The organism is Paraburkholderia sp. MM5496-R1 (assembly GCF_050436205.1).
GTDB lineage: Bacteria > Pseudomonadota > Gammaproteobacteria > Burkholderiales > Burkholderiaceae > Paraburkholderia > Paraburkholderia tuberum.
Genome location: NZ_JBNDLT010000003.1, coordinates 147,711 through 173,986, shown reverse-complemented (window position 1 = coordinate 173,986; position 26,276 = coordinate 147,711). Strand labels below are relative to the sequence as shown.

The window sequence follows — 26,276 nt, the reverse complement described above, 5'->3', positions numbered from 1 at the left end:
TAATGCGGGGAAACGCGCGGGAACCGCGGTTCGCATGAGATCGGGGGCGGATTGCGCGCCCATCAGCCTTGGTGGGGCTTGACCTGCGCGAACTGACGAATGCGCTGCGCAAGAGCGGGTATTCCCGAGTCGCGAGCCACGTAGTGAGCGACCTGCCGGGTGGCCAGATCGATGGTCACCTGATCGTCGGGGGTCTTCGTGTTGGGTCCGTCAACGGCGGGATGGTATTCGATACGCAGTTGCCTCGCGTTGGCGACGAGCCGTAAATAGCCGAAGTTGCGGTCGTCGTAGCTTTCGAGGACCACGGCATCCGTGTCTTTCGACGCAGCCTGGATCAGTTGCGGCGCGCGTAGGGGCGGCTGTCCGTTGGTGGTGAGTTGCTGCACGGCGTGACCGCCGTTCCCGCAAACGATGTAAGGGATGTGGGTGCCATCGGAACGGGTTCGCGTAAAGCGCTGATAGTTGTGCGCGTGTCCCGCGAGGTCGGCATGCGGCCAGATACCGACCTCATTGCAAACCGTATCGATCTGCTGTTGCATGTCGACGCTCCAGCCATGACGGCCACGCGCCACATAGGGCGGATGGTGATGCGCGAAAAGCAGGGCGCCTCGATAGTTCTCTTTCTTCACCCGCAATAACGCCGCTTTCAGGAACTTCAGCTGGCTGTTGCCGATGTGACGGTCCGCGATCACGCCTGGGTCCTCGAGCGTATTGCTGTACAACGCAATGATGCGCACGAACGGCGCCTCGAACGTGAAGAAAACGCCTGGCTGAATTTGCGCCGTCCGTGAAAGGTTGCCCGCATCGGGAGAGACCTGGAAGCAGTCGGAGCAGAAGTTCCTCAGAAACGCCTGCAGGCTCTTCTCATGCTGCAACGGCGAAACCATTCCGTCGTGATTGCCGGCAGCGGCGAGAATCGGCGCATGATAGTTGCGGTACGGATCATAGAACTGATCGTAGTAGTACTGCGCTTCGCCAAAGCTGTAGACGATGTCGCCCAGCAGGAAGTTGAATTGCGGCACCTCGGCGGGATCGGCTTCGTCGAAGTCGCTGACCATCTTGTCCGAAACTTCATTCTGGGTGGCCGGACCTTTCGTACTGCCGCAATCGCCGGTGGCGTGAAAGACGATCTGTCCGTTCGCGCTGATCGTATCGAGGAGCTTCTGGTTGTTGTCCACCACCGCCGCAAACGTCAGCCGGGGCTCGGTGCCGCCGCGCGGTGGCGGAAACGGCAGCGCCTTCAGCTTGTGCTCGCGGTTCAGTTCGTCGATGACCTTGTAGGCTGCGGCATCGGATGCGTGCCTGACCACGAAAGTTTGCGGGTCCGGCGTGGGTTGTGGCTGCGAGAAAACGGGCGCGGCGAGAATCCTGTCGCTGCGGTTGCCGCGTGCGGCCGGCGATTCATCTGAACGCTTTTTCGGCATTTGCAATCCTCCTTGATCGTCGAACGGGAGCGGCCACGCTGTTGTCGGCAAACCGTCAGCATGTGACGGCGCTGGCGCCGGCCGGATGCACCGTTCAGACGAACCCGAAACGGGGAAGTTCAGATCCGCTTGCCGTTGCGCAACCCGTGCGGCCCGAATTGCGGCGCACCGCTGTTCCGTGCGAAAGCCGGGTTCACGGTGGCACGCGTCTGTTACGACGGCACGAACACGCCCACAGCAGCCAGCGCCATCGCGAGCGTTGCGAGCCATCCTCCCCAGGCCAGCATGCCCTTGACGGCGAACTGTCCCATGACCCGCCGGCTTCGCGCCATCAGCATCATGATGACCATGATCGGCACCGCGGTAACGCCATTGATCACCGCGCTCCAGTACAGCGCGCGGATCGGGTCGAAATGCATGAAGGTGATGGCCACACCGCCCAGGATGGCCAGTGTGATCACCGCATAGAATTCACGCGCGAGCGTCAGATGCAACGCGAGACTGCTGCGCCAGCGAAAGCTGCCCGCGGCGGCGTAGGCGGCCGAACCGGCGAGGACCGGCAGCGCGAGCAGGCCGGTTCCGATGATGCCGAGCGCAAACAGGACGTAAGCGAAGCGCCCGGCAAACGGCTCGAGCGCGCGCGCGGCATCGGCCGAGGTTTTCACGTCGATGTGATGCAGATGCAGCGTAGCCGCCGCCGTCAACATGATGAAGAATGCAATGAAGTTGGACACCCCCATGCCAACCCACGTATCGAAACGGATCCTTCGCAACTGCGCGGGCGCCTGGTGCGGTACGCGGCGCAACGGCGCCTGTTCCGGTGCCGAGCGCATTTCTTCGACTTCCTGCGACGCCTGCCAGAAGAACAGGTACGGACTGATCGTCGTGCCCAGCACCGCGACGACCATGGTCAGATAGTCCGACGTCAGCGAGATGCGCGGCAACACAATGGCGCGCGCGACTTCACCCCAGGGGACCGGAACGATGAATGCGACCGCGACGTACGCGAGAAGCGAGAGGGCGGTCCACTTCAGAACGCGCGCATAACTGTCGTAGGGGACAAAAATCTGCAGAACGACGCAGAGCGTCCCGAGGCCGACGACATAAAGGTGCTGCGGACCTGGCAGCAGCAATCCGGCCGCGGCGCCCATCGCCGACAGATCGGCGGCGATGTTGATCACGTTCGCCACGACGAGCAGGGCGACCGCGCCGTACAGCAGCCATGCTGGATAATGCGCGCGTATGTTGGACGCGAGGCCCTTGCCGGTTACCCGGCCAATCTGCGCGCTCACCAGCTGTATTGCGGTCATCAATGGATACGTGATCAGGATCACCCACAGAAGATTGAATCCGAACTGCGCGCCGGCCTGCGAATAGGTGCCGATTCCTGACGGATCGTCGTCCGCGGCGCCCGTGATCAGGCCAGGGCCCAGGCGTCTGATCCAGGATCGCTCCACGGAATCGCGTACGGCGGATTCCGGCTCGATCAATTCTTCGTCGTTCATATATGTGTCACCTCGCGGCAACGTTTAGCAAGTCGCGGGCCCGGGCATTCGTGCCAGCGTCGCGCGGCTTCGGGAGGCGGGCATAGGAATCGGCTGCACATCATGGACGCGCTCGACGAGCGCACCGGCGAAGATGCGCAAGGCGCCTCCGCTGACAGTGCGCGGAAATGCGGGTTTCTAAACGGGAGTAACGAACTTTGGGCCGTGCCGGCGGACACCGTCACGCATGGTGTGCAAGAGGCTTCGTCCGCAACTGGATCTCGTCGATCGCGTCAGGCAAGTCTTCGAGCACGATTGGCTCGGCGCGGCTCAGTCCAGTCGCGGCTTGAACGCATACTGCCCAATCTCGCCGCCGCGCGCGACCACCGCCGTGCTCTCGGGAATTTCCTCCCAAAAGCCCGCCAAGTCTGCGAGCGGCTCGGACAACACGAGGAACGCATTCTCGCCGGCCGTCTTGATGCGCTCGTCGTCGGGATACAACTCGCGCAGATGACGGAACGACGTGCTGTGAAACAGCGAGCGCGACTGTCCTTCGCTCGAATAGCGGACCGCGATGATCTGCTCGCCGTCGGTCGCGCACACGGTCATGTTCAGCGGTTCATCCACGCCATGCCGGCGGCCGGTGGCTTCGACGAATCCGACCATCCGTTCGAGCGCGGTGACGGGCGCGAGCTCCAGCCCGAAGGTCAGCGCGAGAAAAAACAGCACCTCGGAATCGGTCGAGCCTTCGATGGACGGGAACAGATCGGGGTCGATCGTCACCATCAGGTCGCGGCGCACCGCCGGATAGTTGCGCACCAGGCCGTTGTGCGCGAACAGCCAGCGGCCGTGGCGGAACGGATGACAGTTGGTTTCCTGCGACGGCGTGTCGGTCGCCGCGCGCACGTGCGCGACGAACAGCGGCGAGTGGATTGCCCGCGCGGCCTCGCGTAAATTGCGGTCGCTCCACGCGGGCTGGATGCAGCGGTAGCGAAACGGAATGTCAGTGGGATGTCCATACCAGCCGATCCCGAAACCGTCGCCATTGGTGGTGGTGGCGCCGAGCCGGGAATGCATGCTCTGATCGATCAGCGAATGCCGGGCGTTGAACAGCACGGTTTCGAGCTGAAGCGGATTGCCGGTATAAGCGAGCCAGCGGCACATGATTGCTCTCCTGTCGGTTGCGCGTGACACTACACCACCCGCGGGCGGCGATTGTAGGACCAAAGTCCGATTGAGGCAGACACCGTACCTGTCACTATGCCAGACGGCGTTTAGGTGCTTGCGTGCCGGGCATCGCTTTGAGCTTGCACCGGCCTGATCTGACAGAGGCAGCACGCGCATGAGCCACTTTCTGGACAGGTTACGTTACTTCACGGCCCCCCGTCCCCAGTTCTCGGATGGTCATGGTGCTGTCACAGATGAAGACCGGCAATGGGAGGATGCTTACCGCCAGCGCTGGCAGCACGACAAGATAGTTCGCTCCATGGGCGTCGTCACCGGGATCGTCTGGGTTTCGCTGATCCTGACCTACCTGTCGGAAGTGCGGCGCACACCGGTCGTGGGTTCCGTCGCTTAGCCGTGTTCGTGTTTGCTCCGCGCGAGTGGTCGACTGCGCCGTTGCCGTTCGACGGACCTCCCCCCGCAAAAGACGAGGCGGCAAATGTGCAGCACTGAGATTCGCGCAGGCTGCAGGCTCTGCCAGCCAGCCTGCTTTCTTGCTGATGGAGGTGCCGATGAAACGCCGTGAACTGTTGGTTGCGCTGGCCGCAGGCGCGCTCGCCGAGGGTTCTACCGGCTTGGTGCAGGCAAGCCAGGCGAAATTCACCGGTCAGATCGATCTGCCCAAGCCCAACCTCAAAGGCACGATGTCCCTCGAAGAAGCCATCGAGAAGCGCAGGTCCGTGCGCAGATTCGCGCCAAAGCCGCTGCCGGTCGAGGCCATTGGCCAACTGCTGTGGGCCGGGCAGGGCATCACCACCTCGGACGGCAAGCGCGCGGCTCCGGCGGCCGGCGCTTTGTACGCGCTCGAACTTTACGTGGTGACCGCCACGGAGGTGATGCACTATCTGCCTGATGGCCACCGGGCCGAGACGCGGGCGACCCACGACCTGCGCCCCGAGCTGAGAGCACTGGCGGTCAACCAGGCGTCCGTCGAGGCGGCCCCGGCCTTGCTCGTGGTGGCCGCCGACCCCAGTCGGCTGAGCGCGAGGTATGGCGGGAGAGCGAATCTGTATGCCGATCTCGAGGTCGGGCACGCGACCCAGAACATGCTGCTCCAGGTCGTCTCGCTTGGGCTCGTCGCGGTGACCGTGGGCGCCGTCGACGGGGCTCCGGCGGCGCGCAAGCTCGGCCTGCCTCACGCCCAGACCGTCGTCTATCTGGTCCCGGTAGGTTTTCCGGTCTAAGTCATTGCGTGAGAATGAAATGAACGCGCCCCACCCGCGAACGAAAGGTGCTCGATACTTTCAAACAGGACCTGGACCTCGCGTTCGATACGCTGACGGCAATAGAAGACACCTACAAGGCATCGCCCGCTCCCTGACACGCGGTCCTTCCCGGCGCGACGGCATGCGCGGACATCGATGCACCGGCCAGCAGTGCGGCAAACGCGAACTTCGAAGGAGCGGGTATCGTGTGTGCCATGTCAACTCCGCGTGGTGCCTATGAAGCCGATTCTCGTGCGCTCGACCCTGGCGGAATATTCGAAGCGTCGTGCTGTCCGTTTCGCGATGACGGTGATCGCGACGATCATGGCCGGATGCGTTTCCTCCTCACAACTGAGCGGTCATGTCACACCTTCGCAAGCTTCCGAGGCGAAGGCGCTCGACCTGGCGGTCGCCAATCCGCAACGCAGTCAGACCGCCCGGGCGCGCGACGTCTATCGTCACCCGGCGCAGACGTTGCGCTTCTTCGATCTGAGTCCGACGCAAACCGTGCTGGAGATCGCGCCGGGCGGCGGGTGGTACACGGACATTCTGGCGCCCTATCTGCACGACGCGGGTCACCTGTACGAAGCGCAATATCTGAGCACGTCCGCGGACCTGGCCTCGGAAGACCGGTCAATCGATGCAGAGTATTTGCGTAAGCTCGCGGGCACCCCCGCAATCTACGGGAACGTCGTGGTCGGCACATTGCACGCGGGCCAGTTTTTCGGCTTCGATGCACACGAGCGGTTCGATCGCGTGCTTACTTTTCGCAACATTCACAACTGGATCAAGGATGGGCAGCTCGATGCCAATCTGCGTGCGTTCCATGACGCGCTGAAGCACGGGGGCGAACTTGGTGTGGAAGAACATCGCGCCCGGCCCGGCTCGACGGTACAGCAGATGATCGAAACCGGATATGTGACTGAAGCTTTCGTGATTGACCGGGCACAGGCGGCCGGCTTCGTGCTCGCGCAACGCAGCGAAATCAACGCGAACGCGCGAGATACGAAAGATTATCCGCATGGCGTATGGTCGCTGCCGCCGGGCTACGCGGGCGGTGACGTCGACCGCTCGCGCTACGCCGCAATCGGTGAATCGGATCGCATGACGCTGAGATTCGTCAAGCCTTAGCGTGTTCTACGGGCGCCAGCCGCGGGCGGTAATCGGCCGACGCGTTGGGCTGCGCTCAGTTTGTTGCACGACCCGCAGTAGCGTATCGACACAGTCCAGCGCGTCCGACAGTCGCCCGAGCACGATCAGCGAGCGGGCCGCATCGAGACGACCGTGAAACATCGCGTCGCGCGGTCCGGCCCGTTCCACCATGTCGATGAGCTGCCTGATCTCGGCCTTGACCCGCGGGTAGTCGGCGGGCCAGTAGCGGGCAATCCAGTTGCGTAGTGCGCGGATCAGCACCATGCAATCGTCGTACTCGCACTGCACGCTATCCATTGTCACCCTCATTCGTATCCCGCCCGGTGCCGCAAGCGGGATGTCGACTCTTCCCAGCTCAGTCTCATTGCCTGTTCGCTTTTTGCAGATCGCACGACTCCGAAGCTCGATCGTCCATCTGCGGCCCCCATTGGGGGGAAACCACCCCCCCAATCTCGCCTGCATCTGTGAACGAAGCAAGCGGCGCGCCACGTGTCGCCGCCCGGTCGTGAGCTTGGTCCAGCCGATCGCGCGCGTTGTCGACCCGCGCCGCGAGGTTCCCGCCACGTTGACTCATTGCCAATGAAGTGACGCAGCGCGTCGACAGCGGCTGCCCGGCGGCTTCTATCGCATCCGCCACAACGGTCTGCCTGCCGCCGACGCGGGGGGCCAATGTCGCGAAGTTGCGAGAGCTGCTGGACGTTGTGTTGACGTCGAGTCTTTCGTTCGCTCACCAGATTTCGGACAAGGCAGGACGGCCGGGTAGCTGCATCGTCGCGCTCGAAAACAAATCGTTCGATTCGAACGGGGTTCTCTCTTGCGATTCAGACTACCGCTTCGATGCGTACCGGCATCGCGCTCATTACCGGCATGGCGTTGATCGGATCAAGACCAACTGTAGTGCTGAGCAACTGGTTTGGATTGGCGCCGGCGTAGGTCTCGGGCTCCTCGTCGGGCATCGGTCCCCAGCCGTGCGGGATGGACACGACGCCTCGGCGCAGTGCGGCGTCCGCTTTGACAATAGCTCGAATGCGGCCATGCGGCGAAACAATGGCCACGCACTGGCCTTCGGTCAGTCCTTGAGCAGCCAGGTCATCGGGATGCACAAAGGCCGGATTGAACGGCATGCGTCGGCGGACCGCGGGCAGGTGGTGGTACATGGTGTTCTGCACGTCGCGCACGCGCCGCACCGCCAGGCGATGCGTGAACCCCGGCGGGGCCCCCGCTTCGTTCAGTACGCCCGCCAGTTCGCACTCGACGTCGTCCGGCATCACGTCGAAGCGCGCGGCGTTCCCTGGCTCGCCGGGCTGCACGATCATCGGTTCGATCTCGTAGACTTTCCCTTGTGGGTACAGCGTCAGTTCGTCAAATGAGATCGAGCCGTGGCGAACCAGGATCGCAAGCAGCTCTTCGGTGGTCGGCGCTGCGCGCATATCGAGCGGAACGTCGTCGAATATGATGGTCTTGCCCAGGCGCCGCGCCAGATCCCAGAATACGAACCAGTCGTCCACGACTTCGGATCCCTCCGGCGGCGTCGCCACGGCGGCCGAGTATTGTGCGTAAGGCTGAAACATGATGTAGGACTCATAGTCGCGCGAATGCAGGTCGGCGCGCTCGAACATCAGCTTCGGTGGAATCACATAGTGCGCGAGCCGCGCAGTGTTAGTCATGAAAGGCTCGATGCATACCAGCAGTTGCAGTTGGCGCAGCGCATCGGCGATGCAGCGCTGGTCGGGCACGGCATCGACTGGATTGCCGCCGTCGACCAACAGCGCGCGGATCTGGCCGGCGCCAGGCGTAGTGATTTCCTGGGCCAGTGTGCCGCTCATCTTCTGGCCGAACAGCATGCCATAGCCGCCGACACGGCTCTTCCAGCCGGATTCCCAGGAACGGCGTGGCGCAATCACTTCGGCCCGGCGCTGGTAGCGTGGGGCGACTACGCCGGGGTTCGGTACAGGGTCGCCGGGGCGAGCGAAGCGGCCACACACGACGTTGAGGCATTCGACCAGATGCTCGGCCAGATTGGAGTGCGGCGCCATGTTGGGCCCGGTTCCCGACGCGGCCGAGCCACGCTTGCGACGCAGGCCACCGGCCTCCCGCACCGGTTCCGCGAAGGCCGCAGCGGCGGCTTCGAGCCCTTCGACGCTTACGCCGGCGCGCTGGGCGACGTATTCGGGCGTGAACGGCTCGACCGCGCGCGCCAGTCGTCGCAGGTCCTTGACGTAGCGCGCGCAGAATTCGGCATCGTGCCAGCCGCGACACAGAATGATGCGCAGCAGGCCAGCCAGGACGGTCGGGTCCTCGCCCGGCAGCACCTGCAGGAAGACATCGGCATGGCGGGCGGTCTCGGTCTCTCGTGGATCAATCACCACCAGCTTAAGGCCGCGCTCCTTCGCTTCGTGGAGCTGCTTGACCGGATTCTGCAATGCAAAGTTGAACGTGGATAGCGACACCAGCGGATTGGTGCCGACGAACAATAGCGCGTCGGCGAGCGCATACGGATCTTTGCCGGCAGCCCAGCCGCCCAGTCGCTCAAATGCCACCCATTTGGCCGACTGGTCGATGGTCATTGTAGAGAAAAACGAATTCGAACCCAGCGCCGCGAGGAAGGCGGGCAACATATGATTGGCGGCGAGGTTAGAGTAGTTCATGGTGCCGCGAAAGGCTGCGACCGCATCGGCGCCGTGGCGCTCGATCAGTGCCTGGAGTTGCGCCGCGATCTCGGCCAGCATCACGTCAAGCGGCATCTGCACGAAACTGCCATCGGGCTGCCGTTTCAGCGGGTGCAGGAGCCGCTCGGCGCTGTTATGCGCCTCATGCAGATACGCGCCCTTGATGCAGGCGTAGCCGCGCGTGAGCGGATTGTCGCGGTCGCCGCGCGCGGCAACGACGCGTCCGGCGTCGTCCAGGGTCAAGCGCAGTGAACAGTTGCCGGCGCAGATGCGGCAGGCGGTGACGGCTTCGCGTGGCACGGCGAGCTCCTCGTGTAGTGTGGCCCACACCTCGTAACCACCCACAACTTTCGGCGTAAAGGTTAAAGCCGTGCCGGATACCTGCGCGATGACAGAGCACCCGCATACGACTAGCGTTAGATCGCCGCCAGGTTGCGGCCGTTCATTCGCTATTATAAACGACGTTCATATTTTGGCAAATAGCCCGGTGACCTGTTGCGAGCGCCGCTGCCCGACCGACACTGTCATCGAGAGGCCTCGCTGTTCTAGCGCCCTGCTGCTGTCTCACACGACTTTGGCGCGCCGTGCTTTCGCCCGTTGTCGGCCAGAGGGCGATGCCCGCGTCTCTCATATGAATGACGGCTGAGTCCGTGAAACCGGCCCGTCGCGCCTCACGTCCGCAGTACCGCCGGAGGGCCGAGCGAACGGGCGTAGTTCGCAATGGGCGCTTTGAGCTGCTTCATGCAAAATAGCCGCATCCAGGATGTGGAGGATGACTCGTGGGTATCAACTTCGACTTGAACGACTTGCAGGCGTTTCGAGCAGTAGTGGAACTGGGAAGCTTCCGCAAGGCCGCCGAGGCGGTGAGCATTTCGCAGCCGGCCTTGAGCCGCCGGATCGACAAGCTCGAGGAAGCACTCGGCGTGCGTCTATTCGAGCGCACCACGCGCAGCGTCACGCTCACCACCGTCGGCCGGGTATTCGCGCCGAGCGCCGAGCAGCTGCTTGATGATCTCGACGTCGCGTTGCTCGGCATCCGCGATGTTTCTTCGAGCCGACTGGGACGTGTCACCATCGCCTGCGTGCCTTCGGTGGCCTACTACTTCCTGCCGAGCGCCGTCGCGAGCTATCACCGCCGCTTCCCGCGCATCAGGGTCAAGATGCTGGATATGAGCGCGAATGAGGTGCTTGGCGCCGTCATCAGCGGAGAGGCGGATTTCGGCGTGAGTTTTCTGGGCAGCCAGGAGTCCGAGGTCGAGTTCAAGGTTCTGCTGCAGGAGCGCTTCGTGGCCGCCTGCCGCCGTGATCACCCGCTCGCCCGCAAAAAACGCGTGACCTGGAACGAGCTTTACGAGCACGAGTACGTCTCGGTGGACAAAACTTCCGGCAACCGACTGCTGCTCGATCAGGCGCTGTCGGCCGTGGCGCCGCGTGCGCCGAGCGTCTGCGAGACGCGTCACGTAACGACCATGCTCGGTTTAATCGAAGCGGGGCTCGGTGTCGCCGCAGTGCCGTCGATGGCCATGCCCGGGCGCGATCACCCCATCCTCACGAGCGTGCCGCTCGTTGAACCAGTGGTGAAGCGGCGCGTGGGAATCGTGAGACGCCGCGGACGTCCACTTACACCGGCTGCGCAGGAGTTTCACAGAACGATTGTCGAGATGAAGCGCGGCGGCGTCGCATGCAGCGATGCCGTGGGCAATAACACGTCTCCAAAAGAGCGGCCAGGCAGGAAAACCGCATCATGAGGTTGGCAAGACCGCTTCGATCGCTCTATCTGCAGGTTTTGCTGGGCATGATGCTCGGCATGGCGCTCGGTCACTTCTTGCCGCAAGCGAGCCCGCTGCTCAAGCCCTTTAGCGACGGGTTCATCGGCCTCGTGAGGATGATGATTGCGCCGATCGTTTTCTGCACGATCGTCTCGGGGATCACGTCGCTTGCGAGCGGGAAGGCCATCGGGCGCACAATTTTTCAGGCGCTGGGATTCTTCTATTTTTTGACAGCCGTGGCGCTTGCGCTCGGACTCGTCACGGCCTTCGTGCTGCGACCCGGCGCGGGCATGCACATCGACGCTAACCATCTGGACGCGAGCATCCTCGCGCAATATGCGAAGCACGCGCAGCCGGGCGGCCTTGTCGCATTTGCGCTGAGCGTCATCCCCGAGACGATGCTTGGCGCCTTCGACAAGGGCGAGGTGCTGCCGGTGCTGCTGCTCTCGCTGCTCTTCGGCTTTGCGCTAAATTCCTGTCCGGAGGCGGGCAGGCCGGTGCTCGCGCTCATCGACGGCATTGCCCAGGCTCTGTTCCGCATCCTCGCGATGATCATGCGACTCGCTCCGCTCGGGGCATTCGGCGCGATGGCTTTCACGGTGGGCCGCTTCGGCATCCGCTCGGTCGGATCGCTCGGGATGTTGATGGTGTCCTTCTACGTGGCATGCATGCTGTTCATTGCGCTGGTGCTCGCTCCGCTCGCGCGGCTGCACGGCTTCGCACTTTGGCGGCTCTTGCGCTACATGCGCGAGGAGTTGCTCATCGTTCTCGCGACGTCGTCGACGGAGCCGGTACTGCCGCGCCTGATCGCGAAGCTTGAGGCGCTCGGCTGCGACAAGGGCGTTGTGGGGCTTGTGCTGCCCGCAGGCTACTCGTTCAATCTCGACGGCACCGCGATCTATCTGACGCTCGCCTCGATGTTCATCGCGCAGGCGTGCGACGTGCCGCTTTCCGCGCCGCAGATCGCGATGATGCTCGCCGTTATGTTGCTCACGTCCAAGGGGGCGGCGGGTGTGTCGGGCAGCGGATTAGTGGCGCTCGTCGCGACGCTGACGGTGATTCCCGATCTGCCCGTCGCCGGGGTGGCGCTACTGGTGGGCATCGACCGCTTCATGTCCGAGGCGCGCGCCCTGACGAGCGTGATCAGCAACGCCTGCGCGGTGATCTTCGTTTCCATGTGGGAGGGTGCTTGCGATCGTACGCGTCTTGCGCGAATGCTCGGGGCGGCAGCGCCTGGCGGCGCGGACGGTGCGGGGGATCCCGCGAGAGATACCTCGGGGATGTGACAGGAAGGCCGCCTGAGGCAAGCCTTCATTCAGGTTTGCGTCAATGAGCGGAGACGGTATCTAGCCCTGTCGATTTGACGTCTGCCTGTACGCCAGGTGAAGCGAGGTAGTCGAGCAGGGCTTTCGCTTCCTTCGGATGCTGTGCGCTGACGGGAATGCCGCCGGCGAAACGCGTGACCGACTGCAGGGACTCAGGAATCTTTCCGACGAAGGTCACCCCCTTGACGGGCAGCAACTCGCTCACCTGCTGGAAGCCGATTTCGTAGTCGCCGTTCGCCACCACCGAGGCTACTGGAATCCGCGGGATCATCTTCGCCTTCGGCTTGACCTGATCCTCGATGCCGAGCTTCCTGAACAACTCCCGCTCAATGTAGACACCGCTTGCGCTGTCCGAGTACGCGATCGACTTCGCATGCAGCAGGGTCTGCCGAAGACCTTCTGCCGAACTGATATCGGGTTTCACCGCTCCTTCGCGCACGACCATGCCGATGCGCGAGTCGGCCAGCTCGACCCGCGATCCGGGGATGACCTTGCCTTTCCGGATCAGTTCGTCAAGCGCATATCCGACCATGATAACGGCGTCGGCGGGCTCCCCACGCTCAAGCCGGTTGGGGATCGCTTCGGGCGATTTGCCCATCGACGGACCAAGCGCGGTGTCGAGCGTGTTGCCCGTTTCGGATGCGAACTTCGGGCCGAGCACCTTGTACGCTGCGGTAAAGCCACCCGAGCTCATGACGTGCAGGTCGGCGGCTTGCACGTTCGCCGCAACAGCCGAGGTTGCGACCAGTGCTGCGCCGCATAGTTTCAGAAACAGATTTCTCATGATCGGAGTCGTGTCAGATTGTGTGTTTAGCCGCATGCGGAGCGAGACGCGAATCAGTGCGCCGGAGTCAGCGTCGCTGCGCGGCGGCGATAGAGTGCAAACGTCGCCATCAGGGCGCACGCTGCCGCGAAGCTCATCCAGTAGCCGGGTGCGGCCTTGTCGCCAGTCATGTGAATCAGCGCCGTGGAGATCGCCGGTGTGAAACCGCCGAATACGGCGGTCGCGAGGCTATAGGCGAGCGAGAAGCCCGCGACGCGTACCTGCGCCGGCATCACTTCCGTCAGTGCGACGATCATCGCGCCGTTATAGATGCCGTACATGAACGAGAGCCAAAGGAGGGCGAGCAGCATGTTGAGGAAGCTGGGCGCGTGAGCGAGCAGCGACAAGGCCGGGTGCGCGGTCACGATGGCGAGCACCGTCATGGCGATGAGGAGCGGCCGGCGGCCGATCCTGTCGGAGAGGGCTCCGCCGATCGGCAGCCACACGAAGTTCGACACGGCCACACACAGCGTCACAAGCAAACTATCGGCGGTGCTGAGGTGCAGGACCGTCTTGCCGAAAGTCGGCGCGTAGACCGTGATGAGATAGAAGCTCGCGGTGGTCATCGCCACCAGCATCATGCCTGCAATTACGACGGTCCAGTTCTGGACCAGCGTCGTGAATACCTCCTTCATGCTCGGGCGATGCTGGCGAGCCTTGAACTCCTCGGTTTCCTGCAGATTACGACGCAGCACGAAGAGGAACGGCACGATCATGCAGCCGACGAAGAACGGCACGCGCCATCCCCACGCCGCGATGGTAGCGGCGTTCAGCGATTGGTTGAGCGCGAAGCCGAGGCCCGCGGCCACGACGATCGCCACCTGCTGGCTCGCGGACTGCCAGCTCGTGAAGAAGCCCTTGCGGCCGGGCGTGGCCATCTCGGCGAGATACACCGACACGCCGCCCAGCTCCGCACCCGCGGAGAAGCCCTGCAACAACCGCCCGAGCAGCACAAGCGCGGGCGCCACAAGGCCAATGGTCGCGTAGCCCGGCACGAACGCAATGAGGATGGTGCCGCTCGCCATGACGGAGAGCGTGACGATGAGCCCCTTGCGGCGGCCGACGTCGTCGATGTACGCGCCGAGCACGATCGCGCCGAGCGGGCGCATCAGAAAACCGGCACCGAAGACCGCGAACGTCATCATCAACGAGGCAAATTCGCTCCCGGCCGGAAAGAAGACGTTGGCGATCTGCGTCGCATAGAAGCCAAACAGAAAGAAGTCGAACTGCTCCAGAAAATTTCCGGCCGTCACGCGGAAAACCGCCGCGGCCTTTGAATGTCCCAGCGAAAGGGTAGAGGGCGAGGGGTGCATCAATGTGTCTCCTGAAATCCCGAGATATGCGGTGGTCCCGCTCTTTGTCTGTTCGGGAATTTTGGCCCGTGGCCAATCAAACGATAAGTGCAATCTTCCGAACGATTGATGTCGAATGGTTATCAATCGGCGCCCCTTTTTCGCCGCCGCCGCGCGTTAGCTGTGCGCCAGCGCGTGGCGGCGACCATCAGAGGCCAGCGGTCAGGCCACGAAACGACACTGGGAAGCGGCCGTACGCGTGTCCATATTGCGTCCGCGGTTCAAATGATCGTCAATTTCCGCAGCGCAGCCCAGCATGCGCGGATAGAGGAAGATCGTGAACGCGGCCGTTTCAAGGTCCGCCTCGCTGAACTCCCCGCGCTTGAGCGGCTGCCACAGCATCTTCAACAGCAACGCGGCAATCACGGCATCGACATTGACGCAATAGATATTGCGCGAGACACCTGCGTCGAACAAAGCCTGCACCAGCACACGGTAAAACGCATGAAACGCGTTGTACTCGCCGCGGGCTTCATAAAGGTTGGCGATGAAGATTTCCCGCGGGTCGTGGTTCACCGGCTTGTCTTTGAAGACCGGATGATTAATACCCGGAAGTTTCGCAATATCGAGGCTCCCCAACTGCTTCTGGCGCGTCTTGTACTGCGCGTATCGCTCGACGGAGCGCCGGGCGAGCGCTTCGAGGTCCACGGTATGACGAGCATCGGTCGGATCTTCAAGGCCGCTGCTGCGGAACGCCTCGTTGAGGAACGCAATGCCTTCGTAGCCGTTGCCGCCATGCGTATATCCAGTGTGCGTGAGGAACCCCGCCAGAGCCTTGTTTAGCTGCACCCGTTCGGGACTTTCCGGGCCATCGGCAGATACTGCGCCCTTTGCGCCTTGCGCCGAAATGGCGCCGGGTCCGTTCGTGAGCAGCAAACCGACAAGGGTCTTGAACGCGAAAAGGTCGTCGGCAGTCGGTTTCAGGTTTAGCAGCGCTGCGAAGGCGATTTCCGTCAGAGTGCGTTCGCCGAGTAATTCTTCGGTGGCGAAGCCGCAAAATCCGTCCGGGCCGTGCCGCGAGGCGTCCGCTGAGGCGCCGATCATGGTGCCGAAGAGCTTTGTCCACCACGGCAAGCTTTCTGCGGTCAGGCGGGAGATCCGCTTGCGCATGAGCGGGCCCCAGGCGAGTGTCGTCGTGATCGCCGCGAGTACTGCTTCCGGGCGCGGATGGCCCGGGCCACACGACAGCCATCGGATGATTGCGGAACTTACGCCGCGCGAGGCGAGCCCGCCCAGCATGGCTTGCGCCTCTGGATCGGGTTCATCGCAGAACAGCGCTGCAGTGTCCGCGGTGTGGACGGCCTCGACATCAAAGGTCTCGTCGAACGCGTCTGTGAGCCTGGCTGTCGCGAAGCCGTCGATCATCAGTGCTGCCGCCTCGCGCGCAGCAAGCTGGCGATTCGGCCCGACGATCGCCGCCGCGGCCGCGAGCACGGCATTGGGCGCATTGCCCGCCTCGCGCGAAGCCTGCGCGGCCGCCAGTTCTGGTGTCCCGTGCAGATTCACTGCAGCGCCAACAGCCACGTCGATGAGCTTTGTGTCGTTTGCCCCGCCGAACTCCCGCAACAGCGCGAGGCAGATGTTCTCCTCGAGCGAGCGCGTCGCTGCTTCGAGCATGGATACCCCGTGCAGGCTGCTCACCTGCGTTTTTGCGTCCATCTGCGAGGCGCCCGAAGCGTCCTTCAAGGGTTGGCGCGGCGGGATTGCGCCGATCTGGCTGTTCGCCCGCGTAATCTGTTCGTTGTACGGCGCGACTGCTTCCACGACCGGCAGGGCGAGGTCGTCTGGCAGTTCGATTCCCTGATCCGAGCCAAACCACGGTTTGAGCGAGAGGCTGCCTTCCGGCTCAAAGTCGGGCATCGTCGCGTTCGCGCGCATCACTGCGGTGAGCGCGGCGGGAATGTGCGCGATGTTTGTCACAACGGCGCCCTTCACCGAGCAGCATGGATCGTCCGGCGTAAAAAGACGCTCGACGCCGAACTTCTCCATGAACCAACGCTCCTTGGCAAGAGCATCGTCGGCGCCGCCCGCCATTGCGCCCGCATGCCCCACCGCGCGCGTCAGACGACTCTTCCAGCGGCCTACCACGCAGGCAATGACGGGTTTCGTAAATGTGGCGTCGGCCTCGTAGTAGCCGCCCGGCTCGCAGTACAGTACGGCAGCCTTGCTGCGCGCGTCGTTGGCGAGGGCAAAGGCGAACTCCGGCGCCGCATAGTGGATGTAGACGTCCTTGCCGCTGGATACGACGGTCGTTGTACCCCAGCCGCTCATGCGCAGATATTGCGCAATGGTGGTGCTAAACCCGCCCGAGTTGGAAAAGATCGCGATCGAGCCCCGCCGCAAAGTTGCGCCGGGATCATCGCCGCCGAGCGCACCCCCGATGCGCACCCGCTGCCAGGAGTCCGCGACGCCCAGCCCGTTCGCGCCAAAAATGTCGATGCCTGCTTGCTGGCCCATCGCGCGAATTTCCCGGGCGTCGTGCACGGAGATCTTCTCCGTAATGATAAAAATCTTGCGCAGATCGGGATTGACGCGGATCAGTTCGGCCACCCCATCGCGCGCGGCGGACGGCGGCAGATAGACGACGCCGCAATTGAAACGATGCCCGGCTTCGAGGCCTTCGCGCACGTTGTTATAGACGGGGATGTCGCCGGCAGGCGTCACGAGCACCTGCCCGCGCTTGCCAGGCGCAGTGCCGAATACGATATTCCCACCGGAAAACGCGTGGCTCACCGGCGTCACGTCCGACGACTCGCCTCCCAGAATGTTGAGCACACAAACGCGGTCCTCGCGCGTGACTATTTGTGCAAGCGACTGGATGCCGACGAAATACCTGAAATGATTATTGCCTTGCTTGACCATATCGATCTCCTTACGCCTTTGCCGTATCCGCCTGCGGTTGCGTCTGACGCGCGCCGATGCGCGCTGCGACCTGCGCGCGTCCTCCCGATTGCATCCACGCATCGGCCTTCCGTGCGTACTGGATCACTTCGCTGATGTCGGAGTCAAAGCCGAACAGGCGATAGGGAAGACCGAGCGAATCACAGGTGTCGCGCAGTGCCGACATGCCACGAACAAGGTTTGGACCGCCGCGCCCAAGGACGACATAAAGCGGGGTGGGACCGTGCTCGCTGAAGTGCTCGCGCAGCGCATCGGCCATCGCGCGCAGTGTTTCGTAGATATCGGTGTTGTTGGACTTGCCGCCAATGATGAACAGTACGTTGGACTGCTTCAGCCAATGTCGGAAGCAGATGCGCGCCACTTCCTTCATTTTTTCGTAGGGAGGATTGCCGCCGAAATCCGAAGAGATGATGGCTGCGTCGCCCAACATCTCCGTGACGAGCGAGTTGGCCCCGCCGCCGAACGTGGGCGCGAGGATCGTTCCCTTGTCATTGATCACATAGACATCGCTTTGACCCTGGTGCGTGCGAAGCTGGTTGATCTCCTGCTCGAAGTCTGAGTAGTCGGCAGCGAACAGGTGAGCAGGCAGGCCGAGGCGCGAGAAGCGCGGGTCGTCACGGTCGAACCCGCACTTGAAGTCGCAGGCCACGGGTGTGAGCCGACCATTCTTGTCCTCGCGCATGCGGATCGGATTCAGCTCGAGCGTCGTCATGCCGAAGTCGTGAAAGAGCTCCCAGAGCTTCGGCAATTGCTGCACGAGTGGGGAAATGATCTCGCGCGGCGCGCCGATCTCGCTCAGCGCATTCGCGACGACGAACGCCTTCAGGCCGGTCAATGCATCAAAGGGCACCATTGCGACGTGCTTTGGATCGACCTCTTCGATGTCCATGCCACCCGCGTGCGACAGCGTCATGGTGGGAGCGCGAAAGCGGGTGGAATCGGTGATCGAGAAGTAGACTTCATGTTTGGCCGGTACGCCTGCTTCGAACGTGACGCCGTTCGCCTTGGCCCTCACATGACCCACGACGTGCTCGGCGAAGTACAGCCGCTCTTTCTCGGCGAGCGCCGTCTTGAGATCTGTCGCGCGCCCGAGCAACCCGGCCTTGCCCTTCTTGCCCACGCCGCCCTTGAATACCGGCTTGATAAAGACCTGCCCGTGGCGGTCGATCAGCGACTTTATCTCCTCTTCGCTGGCGCTCGGCCCCAGCACTTCGCTAGCCGGGAATCCGACGAATTGCAATAGGCGCGCGCCGTGCAACATTCCGGTGATCTGCATATGAGTGTCTCCTGAAATTCAAGGCAATGACGATTGAAGCAGGTACTGAGTTCGCGTAGCTCGCTGCGCAAGGCGCGAAATGCTCGTCTGCCGTGGACTCGCTTGAAAGCGGCGGCAGGATTCACAACGCGAGGTGGGTCATGCGAGATCGGCATCGGCTACCGTTGGCGGCACCCGTGACCGGGTTGCACTGGAATGCGGCGAAACGCTGTTGTGCGTTTCGCGCCTGTCTCCGATGCGTTCTCTGTCGACGCGTTTATGAAGTTCTTGAGCATCGATATTTGCTCAAGACGCCCCGAACGAGAAGTGCAATTTTTTGAAGCATTGATGTTCAACGGTTATCAATATCGTCGAACGCCGTTACGTTGTGGCGACAAGTGCTGCTTTCATGGTGGGCCTCACGGCGATGTTCAGGATTGCGCAGGGAACTGGCCGAGCTGAAGGAACACCGGTCGACTTCGCAACTCAACCCAGTCGCACGCGGCCAGCTTTACCGTCGGCATCGCTGGGTGCAACTTTCTTGATGTCACTTCCGACCCACCGCTCTTCAGAAGATTTCAGATGCGATCGCATCGCCGCTTCTGCAGCAATAGGGTCGCCTGCTTGCAGTGCATGCAGAACATTTTCGTGCTCCTCAACCGCAGCCATCCATGTGGCCGTATTTTCGACGAGTTCGCTAATCCTCGCCCCGATCGGATCGCGCCTCGCGTCAAACAGATCGGCCACATACCGGCTCAACACCGTATTGCCGGCCGTTTCCGCGATGATCAGGTGGAATTGCCGGTCCGGTTCCACAGGAGATTTGCCGGCAGAGGCGAGGCGATGCATCGCATCCACGCTGCGCCGCAACCGGTCCAGAGAGCCGGTCGTAAGCCGCGTGCTGGCGAGCACGACGAGGCTGCCTTCGATGACGGCCCGGGCCTGCATGATTTCCGTCGGACTTTCGCCTAATACAGCCAGTGACCCTTCACGTTCGTTTGCGGTTTCGAGCACATAGACGCCCGAACCCATGCGGGTCTCGACGCTGCCGCCGATTTCCAGTGCGATCAACGCCTCGCGCAGAGACGGGCGCGAAACACCCAGTTGCTGCGACAGCTCGCGCTCCGGCGGCAGTCTCGACCCCGGCGGGAAATCCCCTCCGTGGATGAGGCCGCGAATCTGGTCGGCGACTAATTGGTAAAGCCGCTTTGGCTCGGTCTGTTTCATTTTGCTGCCGGAAGGATAAATGGCCCGGGTCGTCCGTCGACCAGCGATCAAAGTCTACCACGCAAGCCTGACAAGGTTTTCAGCGCATTTTGCAGGAACAGTGCGGGTTTGCCCTTGGTAAGGCCGGAAGAAGTATCTTGCAAATTGGCTTGACCAAAATCGCCGTTTATTCTTTAATCTGCATCAGATTGGCCTGACCGGCGGCAGCGCCTCTACACAAAAGAAGGAGACAGGTGTGACAGATCTGAGCACTGACCTGGCCCCGCGCGTGGTGGACGGCTTCGCTTCGAAGGAACCCCCGGAGCTATTGAAACTGAGCGGGCTGGGCAAGCGGTTTCCCGGTGTCGTTGCACTGGAGGACGTGCACTTCGAATTGCGCCGCGGCGAAGTACACGCGATTTGTGGCGAAAACGGCGCCGGCAAGTCAACCCTGATGAAAATCGTCAGCGGGCAATACCGGCCGGATGCCGGCACGATCGTTTTTCGCGGCATGCAAAGGCGGTTCGCGTCCTCACTCGAGGCACAGGAAGCAGGCATTGCGATCATTCACCAGGAACTGAACCTGGTGCCGCACCTGTCGATTGCGGAAAACATCTACCTGGCACGCGAGCCCAAACGCGGGCCGTTCATCGATCGCGCACGACTGAATGGGAACGCCCAGCGCGCGCTCGCCCGCATTGGATTGTCGTTGCCGCCCACGAGGCTGGTGGGGACGCTGTCGATCGCCCAGCAACAGATGGTCGAAATCGCCAAGGCGCTCTCGCTCGACGCCCAGGTGCTGATCATGGACGAACCCACTTCGTCGCTCACGGAATCCGAAACCATGCACCTGTTCCGGATCATCAAGGAGTTGCGCGAGAGCGGGGTCGGCATTGTCTACATCTCTCATCGTCTCGACGAAATGAAGCAGATTGTCGATCGCGTGACGGTGCTGCGCGACGGACACCACATTTCAACCGACGATTTCGCGGCGACCAGCATGGATGAAATCGTTGCGCGAATGGTCGGCCGGGCGCTGAACGATGCGTACCCGCCGCGCCGCTCGGTCCCGACGCAGGACGTGCTGCTGCGTGTCGACAATCTGTCGCGCGCACCGGCATTTGGGCCGGTTTCGTTCGAACTGAGGCGAGGCGAGATTCTCGGCTTTGCCGGTTTGATGGGCGCAGGCCGGACCGAAGTGGCACGGGCGATTTTCGGCGCTGACCAACCGGACGGCGGCGAGATTCATATCGGGAGCGAGCGCGTCTCGATCCGCTCGCCTATCGATGCGATTCACCACGGTATCGCGTATCTGTCGGAAGACCGCAAGAGCGACGGTCTCGCGCTGAAGATGCCGGTCGCGACCAACATCACGCTGGCCAATATCGAGGCGGTGTCGGGTCGCGCCGGCTTCATTCGTTTCGCCGAAGAAGCGGCCATCGCACAGCGTTACGTCGAAACGCTCGGGATCCGCACGCCGACGGTCCATCAACTCACGCGCAACCTGTCCGGCGGCAATCAGCAGAAGGTTGTGATCGGCAAATGGCTGTTTCGCAAATCGAAGATTCTGTTTTTCGACGAGCCCACGCGCGGGATCGATGTCGGCGCGAAATACGCGATCTACACGCTGATGGACCAGCTCGCCGCGCAGGGCATCGGCGTTGTGCTGATCAGTTCGGAATTGCCTGAAATTCTCGGCATGTCCGATCGCGTCGCGGTATTCCACGAAGGCCGGATCGCCACGATCCTGGAGACGCGCCACACCAATCAGGAAGAAATCATGCACTTCGCATCGGGACGAAATCATGCTTGAAATAACATCCGAACAGGCCACTACTGTCGACACCAGTGCGAAGCTCCGGCGTCGCGACCTGATTCAGAAATTTGCCGCGCTTGGCAGTCTGATCATGCTGGTGGCCGTCTTTTCATTGACCAGTTCCGCTTTCTTCTCGGTCGACAATGGCATGACAGTGGCCTTGCAGGTGACGTCGATTGCCTATCTCGGCGTGGCGGCAACCTGCGTGATCATTACGGGCGGAATCGACCTGTCCGTGGGTTCCGTACTCGCGCTGTCCGGTGTGGTCGCCGCGTTGCTCGTCAAGGCTGGCGTGCCGATTCCTCTCGGCATGCTCGGCGGCATCGTGGTGGGCGGCCTGTGCGGATTCGTTAATGGCCTGTGCGTCACGCGTATGGGTCTGCCGCCTTTTATCGCCACGCTCGGCATGATGCTGGTCGCGCGTGGTCTCGCGCTTCAGATCACTGGCGCGCGCCCGGTTTCGGGACTCGGCGACGCGTTCGGCGAACTCGGAAACGGCGCATTGTTCCGCATCTCGCATATCGGTGCAGACGGGTTCCCCGATACGGTATTTCCGGGGATCCCGTATCCGGTGATCATCATGGTCGTGCTGGCGGTGGCCGTGTCGATCATGCTGACGCGCACCTCGCTTGGCCGCCACATCTACGCAGTCGGATCGAATGCCGAAGCCGCGCGGCTCTCCGGCGTCAATGTCCGCCGCGTCACCTTGTTTACCTATGTGCTGTCCGGCGTGCTCGCCGGTCTGACGGGCTGCGTGCTGATGTCGCGCCTCGTCACGGCGCAACCAAACGAAGGCGTCATGTACGAGCTCGATGCGATCGCCAGCGCCGTGATTGGCGGGACGTCCCTGATGGGCGGTGTAGGCACGATCTCCGGTACGGCCATCGGTGCGTTTGTGATCGGCGTGCTGCGCAATGGCCTGAACATGAACGGCGTATCGAGTTTCATCCAGCAAATCATCATCGGACTGGTCATTCTCGGCACGGTCTGGATCGACCAGGTCAGAAACCGTCGATGAAGCACATCGAATGATGCTATTCGAGAAGTCCAACAAAGCAGTGCAATCACCAACCCAAGGAGTGAGACATGAGAAAGATGTATCTGGCATTGGCCGCCGCACTTTTGACCGCAGTGACGGCGCACGCGAATGCGGCGAGCGGAGAGATCGCCGTGATCGTCAAGACGGCCAACTCGAATTATTGGCAGAACGTGCAAAAGGGCGCAACAGAGGGCATGAAAGGGCTGAACGGCTACACGATGACGTTTCAGGGACCGGCGACCGAGTCAGCCGTGGCGGACGAGGTCAATATGGTCGAGAACGCGGTGAACCGGCATGTCGCGGCGATCGTGCTCGCGCCGTCCGATCCCGACGCACTGATCCCGGCAATGAAGAAGGCTTGGGAGGCAAAAATTCCGGTCGTCCTGATCGATTCGCTCGTGTCCGATTCCGGCAAGCAGTATTACCAGTCGTTTCTCTCGACCGATAACGTCAAGGCCGGTGAGTTGTGCGCGAAAGCGATGATCGACCGTGTCGGACAGACGGGGAAAGTCGCTGTGATGTCGTACGTCGCCGGCGCGGGTTCCGAGATTGGCCGCGTGGGTGGGTTCCGGAAGTATCTCGCGCAGCACTCGAAGCTGCAGATTGTCGGACCGTTCTACTCGCAGTCGCAGATGGCGACCGCGCTCAATCAGACCACCGACGTGCTGTCGGCCAATCCGGATCTGAAGGGCATCTTCGGTGCAAATGAACCGACTGCTGTGGGAATGGGGCGCGCGTTGGCGCAGTCCGGGAAAGCCGGCAAGGTCGTCGCGATCGGCTTTGACGGCAACCAGGACCTCCAGGGCTTCATCAAGGACGGAACCATCCAGGCCATCGCTGTCCAGGGCTCGTATCAGATGGGCTACAAGGGTGTCAAAACGGCGGTGGATGTCATCGAACACAAGCCGGTTACGAAGCAACTGGATACCGGTGTCGTGATGGTCGAGAAGGACAACATCGATCAGCCCGCCGCGAAGAATGTGTTGTATTGAAGCGCGATGCGGACGACGCCAGACGGCGTTGTCCGCCCTTGAGTCCAGCGCTACTCAAGACGCGCTGTGAAGCGTTAAACATCCGGCAATGAATCCCTGGGAACGGAATTCCTGATGAAAGCAAGTGATCTGCGTGAGGTGTCGCGTGCCGGGGTGCAACTGAGCGCACTGGGTATGGGCTGTTCGCAACTTGGCGGCTTGTATCGCACGATGCCGCCGAAACAGGCGCGCGCGCTGATGGATGAAGCATGGTCGCTCGGTCTGCGCTATTTCGACACTGCGCCGTTCTACGGGTACACGCTTTCGGAACGCCGCGTGGGCAACGCGTTGTCAGCGCGGCCACGCGACGAATTCGTGCTGAGTACGAAAGTCGGCAGGCTTCTTCGGCCGGATCCGACTGTTCAATGCGGCGACGACGGCTGGGCTGAGCCGCTTCCTTTCCGGCCGCACTACGACTACAGCTTCGACGGCGTCATGCGGTCTTTCGAAGACAGCCAGCAGCGTCTCGGTATTGCGCAGATCGATCTGCTGTATGTGCACGACATCGGTCGAATGACACATGGGGATGCAAACGTCGAATTCTGGAAACAGCTTACAGAAGGGGGCGGTTTCCGCGCGCTCGACACGCTGCGCAACGCGGGGGTGGTCAAAGCCATCGGCCTCGGCGTGAACGAGTGGCAGGTCGCGCATGAAGCCATGCAGGAATTACAACTCGATGTGACGTTACTGGCGGGCCGCTATACCCTCCTCGAGCAGGATTGTCTCGCGCCGTTTCTCGACAATTGCGTACGGTATGGGAATTCGATCGTGGTCGGCGGTGTGTTCAATTCTGGCGTGCTGGCAGGTAACGGCAAGTTCAATTACGGGGACGCCCCCGCCGGTGTCGTGTCGCGCGTCAACCGGCTGGCTGAGGTTTGCCGCGAATTCGAGGTTCCGCTACCCGCCGCGGCACTGCAGTTTCCGCTTGCGCATCCTGCGGTTGTGTCGTGCGTGGTGGGCGCGCGCAGTGTCGAACAACTCCAGCAGAACGTCGCGTGGTTTGAGCAGGCGCTGCCAGCCGGATTGTGGCAGGAACTGAAGTCGGACGGTCTGATCGCGGACACCGCACCTGTGCCCGAGGTGGTCGAGTGAGCCTGTGTATCGACGCACATCACCATTAATAGGGAGAATGTAGTGCAACGAATGGGAATGGTCATCGGTATCGATCCGCAGCACATCGACGAATACAAACGCTTGCATGCGCAGGTGTGGCCGACGGTGCTCGATCGCCTGAAACGCTCGAATGTCACCCGCTACTCGATTTTCCTGCGGGAGCCCGAGAACCTGTTGTTTGGTTACTGGGAATACGTCGGAACCGACTATGAAAGCGATATGGCCGAGATTGCGAGCGACCCGGAAACACAACGTTGGTGGAGCCTGTGCAGCCCGTGCCAGAAACCGTTGGTGAGTCGTGCGCCGTCGGAACACTGGGCACGGATGGAAGAGGTCTTTTACCTCGAATAGCGTTGTCTCGACACGGCACTCGTTTGACCTCGCCATGAAGAAACAAATTAACCGGGCTCGCATCGAAACCGCACTATGGCTTCGCGGGTTCTGTAGCTGAAAAAGGAAACCTCATGCTCACTATTATTTGTGAAACTCCCGGCGTACTACGCGCTGAGACGCGCTCACGGCCGCCGCGCGATCGCGGCGAAGTGTTGCTGCGCGTGCGACGCGTCGGCGTATGCGGCACCGACCTGCACATCTTTACCGGCAATCAGCCATTTCTCGCCTACCCCCGCGTGATGGGACACGAACTGTCGGGCACGGTCGAAGAAGCCGACACGGATTCCGGCCTGGACGCCGGCGACCCGGTCTACGTGATGCCCTACCTGTCATGCGGTCAGTGCATTGCCTGCAGGAACGGAAAAACGAACTGCTGCGTGAACATTCAGGTATTGGGCGTGCATCGTGATGGCGCATTGACGGAGTATCTGAGTTTGCCGCGTCAGTTCGTTCACAAGGCTGAAGGAATCACGCTCGATCAGGCGGCAATGATCGAGTTTCTCGCCATTGGCGCGCACGCGGTTCGTCGCGCGGACGTTCAGGCGGGACAGCGCGTGCTGGTAGTCGGTGCAGGTCCGATCGGTATGGCCGCAATGATCTTTTCGCGTCTGCGCGGGGCCACGGTGACGGCGCTCGATACACGGCTCGATCGTCTCACATTCTGCGCTGAGAAAATTGAAGTGGCGGCTACTGTGCAAATCGGTGATACCGACGTCGACGAGCTGGCGAAACTCACCGGCGGCGAATTCTTCGATGTGGTCTTCGATGCGACGGGTAATCCGGCTGCCATGGAGCGCGGCTTTGAGTTTATTGCGCACGGCGGGAAATACGTGTTGATTTCCGTGGTGAGAGACAAGATCACTTTCTCCGATCCGGAGTTCCACAAGCGCGAAGCCACCTTGATCGGAAGCCGCAATGCGACTGCGGAAGATTTCGAAACTGTTCTCAGGGCCATGCGTGCCGGTCAGGTGCCCGATGCGGCACTCAACACGCACCGGATGAAGCTTGCCGATGTTCCTGCCGAATTTTCGAAATTGCTCGAACCGTCCGAAGGTGTAGTGAAAGCCATCATCGAATGCTGACTCTGACGCATAT

Annotated in this window: 20 protein-coding genes and 1 pseudogene; 11 read left to right on the top strand and 10 right to left on the bottom strand. The window is 62.0% G+C overall.

Features of this window, described 5'->3' with window-relative positions; all coding sequences use genetic code 11:
* Positions 1-62: 62 nt before the first annotated feature.
* From OKW38_RS26970 to OKW38_RS26960, 3 genes are all read right to left on the bottom strand, one after another.
* Positions 63-1,424, bottom strand: coding sequence for a metallophosphoesterase family protein (locus OKW38_RS26970; RefSeq protein ID WP_429364005.1), 1,362 nt, complete (start codon positions 1,422-1,424; stop codon positions 63-65).
* Between the two features lie 212 nt (positions 1,425-1,636).
* A complete protein-coding gene (locus tag OKW38_RS26965) occupies positions 1,637-2,929 on the bottom strand; it encodes an NRAMP family divalent metal transporter (RefSeq protein WP_429364003.1) in 1,293 nt (430 codons plus the stop codon).
* Between the two features lie 309 nt (positions 2,930-3,238).
* Positions 3,239-4,072 carry a class II glutamine amidotransferase gene (locus tag OKW38_RS26960; RefSeq protein ID WP_429333657.1) on the bottom strand — a complete coding sequence of 278 codons (834 nt, stop codon included), beginning with the start codon at positions 4,070-4,072 and terminating at the stop codon, positions 3,239-3,241.
* Positions 4,073-4,250: 178 nt separating this feature from the next.
* Here OKW38_RS26960 and OKW38_RS26955 point away from each other — a divergent pair.
* The 3 genes and pseudogenes from OKW38_RS26955 to OKW38_RS26945 form a co-directional block, all read left to right on the top strand.
* A pseudogene (locus OKW38_RS26955) lies at positions 4,251-4,394 on the top strand (nitrate reductase); the annotation flags it as partial.
* A 250-nt stretch (positions 4,395-4,644) separates the two neighbouring features.
* Complete coding sequence (locus tag OKW38_RS26950) at positions 4,645-5,316, top strand: SagB/ThcOx family dehydrogenase (RefSeq protein ID WP_429364001.1); 672 nt, start codon at positions 4,645-4,647, stop codon at positions 5,314-5,316.
* A gap of 258 nt (positions 5,317-5,574) precedes the next feature.
* A complete protein-coding gene (locus tag OKW38_RS26945) occupies positions 5,575-6,468 on the top strand; it encodes a class I SAM-dependent methyltransferase (RefSeq protein WP_429363999.1) in 894 nt (297 codons plus the stop codon).
* Positions 6,469-6,474: 6 nt separating this feature from the next.
* On the opposite strand, the gene OKW38_RS26940 is transcribed toward OKW38_RS26945, so the two are convergent.
* Together OKW38_RS26940 and OKW38_RS26935 are read right to left on the bottom strand one after the other, a co-directional pair.
* On the bottom strand, positions 6,475-6,786 hold the full coding sequence (locus tag OKW38_RS26940) for a hypothetical protein (protein WP_090806639.1): 312 nt from the start codon (positions 6,784-6,786) through the stop codon (positions 6,475-6,477).
* A 524-nt stretch (positions 6,787-7,310) separates the two neighbouring features.
* Entirely contained in the window at positions 7,311-9,458 is a 2,148-nt protein-coding gene (locus OKW38_RS26935; RefSeq protein ID WP_429363997.1) for a molybdopterin-containing oxidoreductase family protein, read from the bottom strand.
* A 479-nt stretch (positions 9,459-9,937) separates the two neighbouring features.
* On the opposite strand from OKW38_RS26935, the gene OKW38_RS26930 reads away from it, so the two are divergent.
* On the top strand, positions 9,938-10,906 hold the full coding sequence (locus OKW38_RS26930; protein ID WP_090806635.1) for a LysR family transcriptional regulator: 969 nt from the start codon (positions 9,938-9,940) through the stop codon (positions 10,904-10,906).
* Positions 10,903-12,213, top strand: coding sequence for a C4-dicarboxylate transporter DctA (dctA, locus tag OKW38_RS26925; protein ID WP_429363995.1), 1,311 nt, complete (start codon positions 10,903-10,905; stop codon positions 12,211-12,213). Before OKW38_RS26930 ends, dctA begins: the two co-directional genes overlap by 4 nt.
* A 40-nt stretch (positions 12,214-12,253) precedes the next feature.
* Here dctA and OKW38_RS26920 read toward each other — a convergent pair whose 3' ends face one another.
* From OKW38_RS26920 to OKW38_RS26900, 5 genes are all read right to left on the bottom strand, one after another.
* A complete protein-coding gene (locus OKW38_RS26920; RefSeq protein ID WP_429363993.1) occupies positions 12,254-13,036 on the bottom strand; it encodes a substrate-binding domain-containing protein in 783 nt (260 codons plus the stop codon).
* Between the two features lie 53 nt (positions 13,037-13,089).
* Positions 13,090-14,388, bottom strand: coding sequence for an MFS transporter (locus OKW38_RS26915; protein ID WP_429363991.1), 1,299 nt, complete (start codon positions 14,386-14,388; stop codon positions 13,090-13,092).
* Between the two features lie 201 nt (positions 14,389-14,589).
* On the bottom strand, positions 14,590-17,289 hold the full coding sequence (locus OKW38_RS26910) for a CoA-binding protein (protein ID WP_429363989.1): 2,700 nt from the start codon (positions 17,287-17,289) through the stop codon (positions 14,590-14,592).
* Between the two features lie 10 nt (positions 17,290-17,299).
* Complete coding sequence (locus OKW38_RS26905; protein WP_090806627.1) at positions 17,300-18,604, bottom strand: ATP-grasp domain-containing protein; 1,305 nt, start codon at positions 18,602-18,604, stop codon at positions 17,300-17,302.
* 465 nt (positions 18,605-19,069) lie between these two features.
* On the bottom strand, positions 19,070-19,810 hold the full coding sequence (locus OKW38_RS26900) for a FadR/GntR family transcriptional regulator (RefSeq protein WP_429363987.1): 741 nt from the start codon (positions 19,808-19,810) through the stop codon (positions 19,070-19,072).
* A 244-nt stretch (positions 19,811-20,054) separates the two neighbouring features.
* Here OKW38_RS26900 and OKW38_RS26895 point away from each other — a divergent pair, with 244 nt between their 5' ends.
* From OKW38_RS26895 to OKW38_RS26870, 6 genes are all read left to right on the top strand, one after another.
* Positions 20,055-21,602 (top strand): sugar ABC transporter ATP-binding protein, encoded by a 1,548-nt coding sequence (locus OKW38_RS26895; RefSeq protein ID WP_429365541.1) that lies wholly within the window; start codon positions 20,055-20,057, stop codon positions 21,600-21,602.
* On the top strand, positions 21,595-22,623 hold the full coding sequence (locus OKW38_RS26890; RefSeq protein WP_429363985.1) for an ABC transporter permease: 1,029 nt from the start codon (positions 21,595-21,597) through the stop codon (positions 22,621-22,623). The genes OKW38_RS26895 and OKW38_RS26890 overlap by 8 nt, the downstream gene beginning before the upstream one ends.
* Positions 22,624-22,691: 68 nt before the next feature.
* Positions 22,692-23,636 (top strand): ABC transporter substrate-binding protein, encoded by a 945-nt coding sequence (locus tag OKW38_RS26885; protein ID WP_429363983.1) that lies wholly within the window; start codon positions 22,692-22,694, stop codon positions 23,634-23,636.
* 114 nt (positions 23,637-23,750) lie between these two features.
* Complete coding sequence (locus OKW38_RS26880; RefSeq protein ID WP_429363981.1) at positions 23,751-24,767, top strand: aldo/keto reductase; 1,017 nt, start codon at positions 23,751-23,753, stop codon at positions 24,765-24,767.
* A 57-nt stretch (positions 24,768-24,824) separates the two neighbouring features.
* Positions 24,825-25,139, top strand: coding sequence for an L-rhamnose mutarotase (locus OKW38_RS26875; RefSeq protein WP_429363979.1), 315 nt, complete (start codon positions 24,825-24,827; stop codon positions 25,137-25,139).
* Positions 25,140-25,252: 113 nt separating this feature from the next.
* Positions 25,253-26,263 (top strand): zinc-binding alcohol dehydrogenase family protein, encoded by a 1,011-nt coding sequence (locus OKW38_RS26870; protein WP_429363977.1) that lies wholly within the window; start codon positions 25,253-25,255, stop codon positions 26,261-26,263.
* Positions 26,264-26,276 lie beyond the last annotated feature (13 nt).